Here is a 9,816-nt window from a genome sequence, read left to right on the forward strand (position 1 = left end):
AGCCCACCCCCGCCGAACGCGACACCTGCCGTCCCTGGCTCGTCCAGGAGCTGGACCTGCTGCGGCCGACGCTGCGTGCGGTGGTCGTGCTCGGCGCCTTCGGATGGCAGGCGGCACTGCCCGCGTTCGCCGCCGGGGGCTGGACCGTGCCCCGCCCCCGTCCGCCCTTCGCACACGGCGGGCAGGTCACGCTGGACGCGCCCGACGGGCCCGGCCTGCGCCTCTTCGGCTGCTTCCACGTCAGTCAGCGCAACACCTTCACCGGCCGACTCACTCCCGAGATGCTCCGCGACGTGCTGCGCGCGGCGGCGGACGCGGCGGGCCTGCCCACCCGGTAAAGCGGATGAGCGCCCCGGTCCGGCGGCGCTACGGTGCTCCGATGGGCCTGTATCCGGAGATCGAACCGTACGACCACGGCATGCTCGACGTCGGCGACGGCAACACCGTCCACTGGGAGACCTGCGGCAACCCGGACGGCAAGCCCGCGCTGGTGCTGCACGGCGGGCCGGGCAGCGGCGCGCGCGCGGGGCACCGGCGGTACTTCGACCCCGCCGCCTACCGGATCGTCCTCCTCGACCAGCGCGGCGCCGGACGGTCGCTGCCCCGCGCGAGCGCACACGACACCGACATGAGCGTCAACACCACCGCACACGTCATGGCGGACCTGGAGCGGCTCCGCGCCCACCTGGGCATCGAGCGCTGGCTGGTGTGGGGGGTGTCGTGGGGGTCGGCCCTGGCCCTGCGGTACGCGCAGACGCACCCCGGTGTGGTGTCCGAGCTGGTGCTGACCGGCGTCGCGACCGGCTCCAACGCCGAAGTGGCCCTCCTCACCCGAGGGCTGGGCAAAGTCTTCCCCGAGGCCTTCGAACGGTTCCTCGCCGCGCTGCCCGGGGACCAGCGCGACGGCGATCCGGCCGCCGCCTACAACCGGCTGCTGGAGTCGCCGGACGCGGCGGTCCGGGAGCGGGCCGCCCGCGCCTGGACCGACTGGGAGACGGCGACCGTCCCGGCGCCGCCGCGCTCGGTCGCCCGGTTCGAGGACCCGGAGTTCCGCCAGGGCTTCGCCCGCACCGTCACGCACTACTGGAGCAACGACCACTTCCTCGGCGAGGGCAACGACGAGGGCGTGGTCCTCAGGGACGCGTACCTGCTGAAGGGCATCCCCGGCACCCTGGTGCAGGGCAGCCTCGACTTCGGCAACCTGCTGGGTGTCGTATGGCGGCTCCACCACGCGTGGCCGGACAGCGAGCTGGTGATCGTGGACGAGGCCGGACACGACGCCGGAGCCGTCGGGGACGAGGCACTCGTGGCGGCGACGGACGACTACGCCCGGCGCGAAGCCTGAGCGGCGGCCGGGCGAAGGCGCGGCGGCCGGGAGCCCTGCCTGCGGACGTCGCCTACGGGCGCCACACGTACCGCACGTCCGGCTCCCGCTCCTCGTTCCGGGCGCCGTCCGTCCGCTCCACCGCGGTGAACCCGTGCCGCTCGTAGAAGCGGTGCGCGGGCGCGTTGACCTGGAACGTCCACAGCTCGAGCCCGGCCGGCCTGCGCTCCTTGGCCAGGGCGACGAACCGGTCGCCGAGCCCGCGACCGCGGCGTTCGGGGGCGAGGTACAGCTGCGACAGCTCCTCGCCCTCCAGCACCATCACCCCCGCCACCGCACCACCGGCCTCCTCGGCCACCCACGCCTCGTGCTGCTCCACCACCACGTGCCGGAAGTACGCCCGGACCTCGTCGTCGGTCCGAGGCCGGACCACGGTCGGCAGCGCCGCGGCGAAGGAGCGCAGCCACACGTCGGCGGCGGCACGCGCGTCGGCGGCCGACGCGCGCCGCAGGACGACCGCCCCGGCCCCCGTGTCCGGGCTCACGGACGGGCCTCCTCGGGCACGACCGCCGTTGCCGTGATCTCCACCAGCTGTCCCGTGTATCCGAGGCAGCTCACCCCGAGAAGCGTCGAGGAATGCGGGCCGGTGCTGAGCCCGGACGCCTCGACGACGTCCCAGACGGCGGACAGCTCTGCGGGCTCGGTCCCCACGACGTACACGTCGGTCGACACCACGTACCGCAGGTCGCTGCCGACGGCACGCAACTGCTCGGTGAGGTTCGCGACGACCTGCTCGGCCTGACGGACCGCGTCGCCCTCGCCGACCAGCTTCCCGGCCGCGTCGAGCGGAACGGCCCCGGCGAGAAAGGCGAGCCGGGTACCGGCCTCGACGACGGAGGCGTGGGAGTAGGTGGGCGGCGGGAAGAGACCGGACACGGTGACGCGCTGAATCACGCGGGCTCCTGGAAGCTGGACGGACAACCTCCCGATCGTGCGCCTCCCGGCCCCCGCCGCGCACCCGATTTTCCCTCGCGGCCCGCCCCCGGGCCCGCCTAGGCTCCCGGTGTCCGTTCCGTCGCCCCGTCACCGCCAGGAGCCCACCGCAGTGCCCTCCCTCACGGATCCCACGGACGAGGCCTTCCTCGACACCACCGCCGACCGGCTCGCCGCCCTGCCCGCCGTGCGGGCCGTCACCCTCGGCGGCTCCCGGGCGCGGGGCACGCACACACCCGACAGCGACTGGGACATGGCGGTCTACTACCGGGGCGACTTCGACCCCGACGACCTCCGCGCCCTCGGCTGGGCCGGTGAGGTCTCGGAGATCGGCGCCTGGGGCGGCGGCGTCTTCAACGGCGGCGCCTGGCTGACGATCGACGGCCGCCGCGTCGACGTGCACTACCGCGACCTCGACGCGGTCGAGCACCAGGTGACGGAGGCGGAGGCGGGCCGCTTCGGCGTCGAGCCGCTGATGTTCCACCTGGCGGGCATCCCGACGTACCTGGTGGTCGCCGAACTGGCGATCAACCGGACGCTGCGCGGCGAACTGCCCCGCCCCGGCTACCCCGACGCCCTGCGCGCCACCGCCCCCGACCACTGGCACGGCGCGGCCACGGCCACCCTCGCCTACGCGAGAACCGGCCACGCCCCCAGGGGCGCCCTCACCCAGGTCGCCGGAGCCGTCGCCCTCGCCGCCACCCAGACGGCACACGCGGTCCTGGCGGCGCGGGGGGAGTGGGTCACCAACGAGAAGGGCATCGTCGAGCGCGCCGGCCTGGGCGGGATCGACGAGCTGGTCGCCGGACTGACCCCGGAGCCGGGCTCCCTGACCCGCTCGGTGGAGCACACCGAGACGTTCCTGCGCGTCGCCCCGGAGGGCCCGGCGTAGGCGCCGAGGCAGCCGTCATCCTCCGGAAACACGGCCGTTTCCGCCCCCGCGCCGTTCCGTCGTACGCTTGACAGCGCACCACCCAGCCCGGCCACCGTCGCCCGAAGGCTCGTCATCGCCCTCGACCGGACGACAGGAGGCCGCGCCCCTTGTTCCGCACCGCCGCCCGAGTGCTCCCGCCGTGGCTCGCCCATGCTCTGAACGCCCAACGCGGTCCCGTGCCCTGGAACGCGGTCACGCGCGGTGCGCTGGCCGGCGGGCCGCTGCTGATCACCGCGCTGGCCGCCGGGCGGGCCTCCCTCGGGGTCGTCGCCGCGATCGCCGCCATGCTGGCCGGCATCAACGACCGTCCGGGCAGTCGCCGTACGTCCGTGCGGCGGATCGGCGTACCCGCGCTCGCGGGCGCGGCCGGGCTGCTCGCCGGGACGTACGCCGGACAGCAGCTGGGCGCCGTTCCGCTGACCCTGGTGCTGACCGTGCTGGGGCTGGTCGCGGGCGGCGTCAGTGCGGTCGGGCCCGTGGCGTCCCAGGCCGGGACGCAGCTGCTGGTCGGCAGCGCGGTGGGCGCCGGGATGCTGTTGCCCGACCCCGGGTGGCAGAGCGTGCTGGCCTTCCTCGCCGGCGCCGGATGGCTGCTCCTGCTGCGGCTGGTGCTGCCCACGCCCGGCTCGCTGACCGGCGGCTTCCGCTTCGACGGGGAGCGCGCGGCCATCGCCGACGTGTACGACGCCGTCGCCGCGCTGCTGGACGCCGTGGGCACCGAGCACGCCGTGGCCCGCCGGGCCGCGCTCACCGCCGCCCTCGACCACGCCCAGGACGCGCTCGCCGGACCCCGGCTGCGGCGCCGTGCCTCCACCGCGGCCGAACGCCGACTGCACGCCCAGTACGCGGCCGCGCTGCCCCTCGGCGAAGCCGCGACCGCGCTCGCGTGGGCCGGGCGGCCGGTGCCCGCCCGTGCCTCGGAAGGGCCCCGCCGGCTCGCGGCCGCCGTACGCGGCAACGCCCACGCGGGACCGCTGCCCGCGCCCCGGCGCACCGACCCCGCGCTGCGCGCCCTGGACGACGCCCTCCTGCACGCCGCGGTCGCCTTCGACCTGGGCAGGGGCCAGGACCTGCACACCCGCAGGCGGTCGGCCGCCGCCCTCGCCCGCGACGTTTTCGGGGCGGGAGGGCGTGAGTACGGGCTGCGGGCCGGGCTGTGCTTCGGAGCCGCCGCCGCCGTCGCCCAGGCGCTGCACCACGGCCACTGGTACGGCGCCCACCAGCACTGGTACTGGCTGCCCGCCACCGCCGTCTTCCTCGTCAAGCCCGATCTCGGTCCGCTCGTGTCGCGGGTCCTGTGCCGGGCGGCCGGGACCGTGCTCGGGGCCCTGCTGTTCGCCGGGTTCGCGGCCGTACTGCCCCGGCCCGAGGGGCTGGTCGCGCTCGTCGCCGTGTGCGGTGCCCTGGTGCCGGTCGCCGCACGGCACTTCGCCGCCCAGACCACCGTCGTCACCGTCCTCGTCCTCGCCCTGGTCATGGTGGGCGGCGAACCCCAGGCATCCGCCGGCCGCATCGCGGAGACGCTGCTGGCCTGCGCGATCGTGCTGGTTGTCGGGCATCTGCCGATGCCGGGACAGCGGGGCGGCGGCGTACTGGCCCGGATCGGGGCCGCCGACGCCGCAGCGCAGGCCTACCTCGCGCACGTACTGAGCGGGTCCGGCGACCGCGCCACCCGGTGGACGCTGCGCCGCGAGGCCTACCGCACGCTCGCCGAGGCACGCGCCGCCATCGACCGCGCCGCCGCCGAACTGCCCGCCCTCGCCCGCCACTCCGAGGGCACGGACAAGGTCGCCGCGGTCCTCGAACGGCTCGTCGACACCACCACCGCCTGCGCCGTCCACCTCGACGACACCGGCCGGCTCACGCCCCGCCACACCGCCCGGCTCGCCGAGCTGGGGGACGAACTCGCCCAGCGGCGCGGACGCGTGGGCGGCGACCGCCCCGAACTGCCGCTCGCGGGGTGAGCGCCCCGGCGGACCGGTGCCGTGCCGGCGCCCGCCCCCGTAGGTTGGCGTGATGACGCCTTCTTCGCACGGGAAGCCCGCGGATCTCGTCATCACCGGCTGCACCGTCCTCGTCCACGACGACCGGGAGCGGATCGGTTTCGAGGAGGACGCCGCGATCGTCGTACGGGACGGAGCCGTCGACTCCGTGACGACCGCCGCCGCCGTCGCAGGCCTGGCCGCCGCCGACCGCATCGACGCCCGTGGCCAGGTCGCCCTCCCTGGGCTGGTCAACTGCCACACGCACGCGCCGATGGTCGCCCTGCGGGGCCTCGCCGAGGACCTGCCCACCGACGAGTGGTTCAACGACGTCGTCTGGCCCGTCGAGTCCAACCTCACAGAACGGGACGTGACCCTGGGCGCCCGGCTGGCCTGCGCCGAGATGATCCGCGCGGGGGTGACGACCTTCGCGGACAGCTACTTCGCCATGGACGCCGTGGCCGCCGTCGTCGCCGCGTGCGGGATGCGGGCGCAGCTGGGCCAGGCGTACTTCTCCTCGCAGGGCCCCGAGGGGCGGGAAGCGTCGCTGGAGTTCGCGTTGCGGCACCGGGGCTCCGCCGGCGGCCGCATCACCACCGCCCTCGCCCCGCACGCCCCCTACACGGTGACCGACGCCGACCTCGCCGCCACCGCCGCGCTCGCCCGCGACCACGGACTGCCCGTGCACCTCCACGCCGCCGAGAACCGGGACCAGACCGACACCAGCCTCGCCCGGCACGGGGTCACCCCGATCCAGGTCCTGGAGCGCACCGGCATCCTCGGCACCGACGTGCTCATCGCGCACGGCACCGGCATCACCGGGGACGACCTGCCGCTCCTCGCCCGCGCGGAGGGCCGTACGGCCGTGGCGACCGCACCCCGCGGCTACCTCAAGTTCGCCTGGCCCGACACCACCCCGGTGCGCGCCCTGCGCGACATCGGGATCCCCGTGGGCCTCGCCACGGACGGCGCCGCCTCCAACAACTCCCTCGACGTGTGGGAGTCGATGGCGCTCACCTCCTTGATCCAGAAGTCCACCGAGGGCGATCCGCGCTGGCTGACCTCCCGTCAGGCCCTCCACCACGCCACCCTGCAGAGCGCCGACGCGGTGGGCCTCGCCGGCACCGTCGGCCGCATCGCGCCGGGCCTGCGGGCCGACCTGATCCTCGTCGACCTCACGGGACCGCACACGCAGCCCGTGCACGACCTCGCCGCCACCCTCGTGCACAGCGCCCGCTCCGCCGACGTGCGCACGACGATCGTGGACGGCCGTGTCCTCATGCGCGACCGCGTGCTGCTCACCCTCGACGTGCCCGCCGTGGTGCGGGAGTTGGAGGAGCGGCTGCCCGCCCTGACCGACCGAGGCCACGGGCGGCGTGTCCAGGAGTACGACACCTGAACCGCATCCGCGCGGCGGCCCGGAGAAGAAAGTTCTCCGAGCCGCGATGAGTTCTTCTCCTCCCGGCAGTCACCACCCTTCGACCTTCCGTCGCAATGGAGGAGCTGGAGCCATGTCGCTGCCCGAGATCGTGACCCGCGCGGACTGGCGCTCGGCGCGCGCGGCCTTACTGGCCAAGGAGAAGGCGGCCACCCGCGCGCGTGACGCCCTCAACGCCGAACGGCGCGGGCTGCCCATGGTGGAGGTCGACAAGGAGTACGTGTTCGAGGGCGGCGACGGCAAGGCCACCCTCCTCGACCTCTTCGAGGGCTGCGACCAGCTCGTCGTCTACCACTTCATGTTCGCGCCCGAGTGGGAGGCGGGCTGCCGCAGCTGCTCGGCGTTCCTGGACCAGATCGGCCACCTCGCGCACCTGAGGGCCCGCGGTACGGCCTTCGCCGCCGTCTCCCGGGCGCCGTACCCGAAGATCCTGCCGTTCAAGGCGCGGATGGGCTGGACACTGCCCTGGTACTCGTCGTACGTCAGCGACTTCAACGCCGACTTCGAGGTCACCCTCGAACACGAGGGCGAGCCGGTCGAGCGGCCGGGTCTCAGCTGCTTCCTGCGCGACCGCGAGCGCGTCTTCCACACCTACTCGACGTACGAGCGCGGCCTCGACGGGATCGGCTCCACCACCAGCCTGCTCGACCTGACCGCGCTCGGCCGGCAGGAGCCGTGGGAGAAACCGGAGGGGCGCGCGACGGCTCTCGGAGCGCCCGCCGGCAGCGAGGGAGTCCGCTACCACGACGAGTACGAGGACTGAGACGCTCCGTAGTCCCTCCGTAGCGGAAACGGCCGAACGGCCGCGTCACGGCTCACACTTTGCGGTGAACGAGTGTCAACTATGTCTCAGTACCATCACCGCGCGAGGCTTTCGCTCCATGGTTGGCGTTTAACTCTCTACGAGTACGGCGCTACATGGAGGTGCGGAGTGAACGGGCGAACAGTGCTCGAACGCTTTCCCGCAGGTGGACCGCGAGGATCCTGGCCGGCGGAGGAGTTCGCACAGGCACGGCGGCTGGAGGGCCAGCCCGCCGAAGTGGTCATGGACCTCGCCACGGACATGTTCCTGGTCGTGGTGCGCGGCGCCGTCGCCGCGAGTGACGCGGTGGCCTGACGACCGGGGTCAGCCCGCCTCCGGCGCCGGTACCGGCGCCTTCGTGAACTGTTCCGCCTGGAGCGAGTACAGCTCCGCGTAGACCCCGCCGGTGGCCAGCAGCTCGTCCGGGGTCCCGGACTCCACCAGCCTGCCCTGGTCGAGGACGTGCACCAGGTCCGCGTGGCGCACGGAGGCCAGCCGGTGGGTGATCAGGACGACGGTCTGTCCGCTGCCGGCCAGGGCGCGGATCTTCTCGAAGACCTCCAGCTCGGCCCGGGCGTCCAGGGCAGCCGTCGGTTCGTCGACGATGAGGATGCGGCCCTGCCGGTACGCCGCCCGCGCGATCCCCACCCGCTGCCACTGGCCGCCGGACAGCTCGTGCCCTCCGCTGAAATTGCGGGCCAGCAGGGTGTCCAGGCCGCGCGGCAGATCCGCGACGACGTCCTCGGCGCCGGCTTCGGCGACCGCGTCGGCCACCCGCTCGTCGCCCAGCGGCACCGAGGAGCGGCCCACGGCGACGTTCACCCGCGCGGTGAACGGCCAGCGCTTGAAGTCCTGGGCCACCATCGCCACCCGTTCGGCGAGCGCGTGCCGGTCCGCCGTCGCCGCGTCGACACCGTCCCAGGTGACGCGCCCCCGGTCTGGTGTGTAGAGGCCCGCGAGCAGCTTGACCAGCGTGGTCTTGCCCGAGCCGTTCTCACCGACGAGGGCCACGATCCGGCCCAGCGGCAGCGAGAGCGTCACGTCGTCGAGCGCCGGGCGGGTCGCGTCGCCCGGATAACTGAACGTGACTCCCTCGAAGCGGATCTCCTTGGGGTCCTCGGGAAGCGCGGTGCCGCCCAGCGGGATGGCCCGCCCGGCCGCCTCCACGTGCAGCCGGTCCAGGTCGCCGACGAAGAGCGCCTCCTCGTGGAGCGCGTTGACCTCGACGACCAGGGTGCCGAGGCTCTGCGAGCCGGTGCGGATGGCGATCACCGCGGTGCCCGCCACGGACAGGGCCATCGCGCCGCCCAGCAGCAGCCCGCCGAGGGTCGCGTACGTCGCAGCCGTCGCCACCCCCGTCCAGGCCGACGCGATCAGCCCCGTACGGGCCGCCAGCCGGGCCAGCCTGGCCTGCTCCGCCTCCGCGGTCTCCGACATCGCGCGGAAGTGCCGCAGCAGGAAGGGGCCCACCGAGTGCACCCGGATCTCGGGGGCCGCGGCCGGTTCGATCAGCAGACTGCCCAGCAGCCTCCCCGCCCGCTCGTGCTGCACCCAGGCGTGGAAGGACTCGTACCGGCGACGGGCCAGGGTCAGCGCGCTCCAGGCGCTCGGCAGCGTCATTGTCACCAGCAGCGGCAGCAGCGCCGGGTGCAGCACGGTCAGGACGCCGGCCGCCGCGATCAGCGAGATCATCGCGTTCACCACGCGGGTGCCGTACGAGATCATCCGCCGCGCGGAGGCCGCGCCGTACTGGGCGGTGTCCAGGAGCTTGTGGAAGGCGTGGTCCTCGATCGCGGACAGCTCCACGGCCGCCGCCCGCTCCAGATACCGCTCGGTGGCCACCCGCTCGACCTTCGGCTCCAGCCGCCCGGTCGCGTACGTCGAGGCCGCCCGCAGCAGCGCCGCGACCAGCATCACCCCGGCGACCGTGACCAGTGCGGGGACGGTCCCGCGCAGGCGTTCCTCGATCGGACCGGCGGCCATCAGCCCGGCCAGCGCGCTGTTGACGGCGAGGAGACTGACCGCCTGCGCCAGGCCCCGGCCCACCTCGGCCGCGAGCACCGTCCGCGCCGCGCGCGGGTCGGCCTGCCGGGCGAGCCGGAGGCTGGACGCCAGCAGGGACGGGAGCCGGGTCAGCATCGCGCGGAAGCCCAGCTCGAGGAACGCGTCGGCGTGCTGGTTCCAGCCCATGTCGTAGCGCAGGGGGCCGCCGAAGAGCAGCCGTTCCGACTCCGACACCCCGGCAGGTTCCGTGCTGCCCTTCCTGCGCACCGTCGGCCTCCCCCGATCGTGGACGGACGGCCACTATCGCGGGGCGGGACGCCGGGGGGCAGGGCGTGGGAG

10 protein-coding genes are annotated in these 9,816 nt (G+C 74.4%); 7 read left to right on the plus strand and 3 right to left on the minus strand.

The annotated features are described in order from the left end of the window. Both DMH12_RS34620 and pip read left to right on the plus strand, forming a co-directional pair. The coding region (locus DMH12_RS34620; protein WP_312023991.1) for a uracil-DNA glycosylase family protein at positions 1 to 338 on the plus strand (338 nt) is incomplete at its 5' end. 41 nt (positions 339 to 379) lie between these two features. After that, positions 380 to 1,345 carry a prolyl aminopeptidase gene (pip, locus tag DMH12_RS34625; RefSeq protein ID WP_125495295.1) on the plus strand — a complete coding sequence of 322 codons (966 nt, stop codon included), beginning with the start codon at positions 380 to 382 and terminating at the stop codon, positions 1,343 to 1,345. Between the two features lie 52 nt (positions 1,346 to 1,397). Here the strand turns inward: pip and DMH12_RS34630 are convergent, their stop codons facing one another. Beyond that, a complete protein-coding gene (locus DMH12_RS34630; protein ID WP_185832726.1) occupies positions 1,398 to 1,868 on the minus strand; it encodes a GNAT family N-acetyltransferase in 471 nt (156 codons plus the stop codon). Further along, complete coding sequence (locus DMH12_RS34635) at positions 1,865 to 2,278, minus strand: RidA family protein (RefSeq protein ID WP_125495296.1); 414 nt, start codon at positions 2,276 to 2,278, stop codon at positions 1,865 to 1,867. Before DMH12_RS34635 ends, DMH12_RS34630 begins: the two co-directional genes overlap by 4 nt. A gap of 151 nt (positions 2,279 to 2,429) precedes the next feature. On the opposite strand from DMH12_RS34635, the gene DMH12_RS34640 reads away from it, so the two are divergent. The 5 genes from DMH12_RS34640 (at position 2,430) to DMH12_RS34660 (ending at position 7,788) form a co-directional block, all read left to right on the plus strand. Further along, positions 2,430 to 3,209: a nucleotidyltransferase domain-containing protein gene (locus DMH12_RS34640; protein ID WP_125495297.1), complete on the plus strand. Its 780-nt coding sequence runs from the start codon at positions 2,430 to 2,432 to the stop codon at positions 3,207 to 3,209. A gap of 149 nt (positions 3,210 to 3,358) precedes the next feature. Further along, entirely contained in the window at positions 3,359 to 5,215 is a 1,857-nt protein-coding gene (locus DMH12_RS34645; RefSeq protein WP_125495298.1) for an FUSC family protein, read from the plus strand. Positions 5,216 to 5,267: 52 nt separating this feature from the next. Next, positions 5,268 to 6,632: an amidohydrolase gene (locus tag DMH12_RS34650; RefSeq protein ID WP_125495299.1), complete on the plus strand. Its 1,365-nt coding sequence runs from the start codon at positions 5,268 to 5,270 to the stop codon at positions 6,630 to 6,632. Between the two features lie 112 nt (positions 6,633 to 6,744). Further along, on the plus strand, positions 6,745 to 7,434 hold the full coding sequence (locus tag DMH12_RS34655; RefSeq protein WP_125495300.1) for a DUF899 domain-containing protein: 690 nt from the start codon (positions 6,745 to 6,747) through the stop codon (positions 7,432 to 7,434). A gap of 168 nt (positions 7,435 to 7,602) precedes the next feature. After that, on the plus strand, positions 7,603 to 7,788 hold the full coding sequence (locus DMH12_RS34660) for a hypothetical protein (protein ID WP_125495301.1): 186 nt from the start codon (positions 7,603 to 7,605) through the stop codon (positions 7,786 to 7,788). A gap of 9 nt (positions 7,789 to 7,797) precedes the next feature. Here DMH12_RS34660 and DMH12_RS34665 read toward each other — a convergent pair whose 3' ends face one another. Continuing rightward, on the minus strand, positions 7,798 to 9,663 hold the full coding sequence (locus DMH12_RS34665) for an ABC transporter ATP-binding protein (protein ID WP_125495303.1): 1,866 nt from the start codon (positions 9,661 to 9,663) through the stop codon (positions 7,798 to 7,800). Between the last annotated feature and the right edge of the window lie 153 nt (positions 9,664 to 9,816).

This window comes from Streptomyces sp. WAC 04229, assembly GCF_003947455.1.
Lineage (GTDB): Bacteria > Actinomycetota > Actinomycetes > Streptomycetales > Streptomycetaceae > Streptomyces.